General features: G+C 70.0%; 1 protein-coding gene. It reads right to left on the minus strand.

The window, feature by feature from the left end:
* Positions 1-570 (minus strand): condensation domain-containing protein (locus tag ADK55_RS18970; RefSeq protein WP_234350140.1); only part of this gene is annotated, 570 nt, incomplete at both ends.

The following is a 570-nucleotide window of genomic DNA, read 5'->3' on the forward strand; positions in this document are numbered from 1 at the left end:
TCGACGGTGGCCTGGGTGTCTCGGGCGGGATCCAGGGCCCGCGACCCCAACAACGGGTCCGGCCCCTCCACCACCGACAACCACCACCCGAGCTCCGCCACCCGCTCCCCGCGCGAGGCATCCTCCACCAACGCGTGCGACCACCGCCGCACCGACGTCACCGGAGCCTCCAACCCCGCCACACCCCCCGACCGCAACCCCACCCACGCCTGCGCCAGATCCGGCAACAGAATCCGCCACGACACCCCGTCCACCACCAGGTGATGCACCACCACCAACAACCGACCCACACCCTCGAACCACACGAACCGCACCATCACCCCCGCCCACGGATCCAACAACCCCGCGGCCACATCCAACTCACCCTGCACATCAGCCCCGACACCCGCCGCCGACAACAACCCGGCCACATCGACCGAACCCCGCTCCCCCACCACCAGACCACCCACCACCAACCGCGCACGCAACACCTCGTGCCGATCCACCACCGCACCCAACACCGCCACCACACCCGCCCGATCAATCCCCACCGGCAACTCCACCACCGCCGACATCGCGAACCGGCCGATG

Source organism: Streptomyces sp. WM4235, assembly GCF_001279725.1.
In the GTDB taxonomy this organism is placed as follows: Bacteria; Actinomycetota; Actinomycetes; order Streptomycetales; family Streptomycetaceae; genus Streptomyces.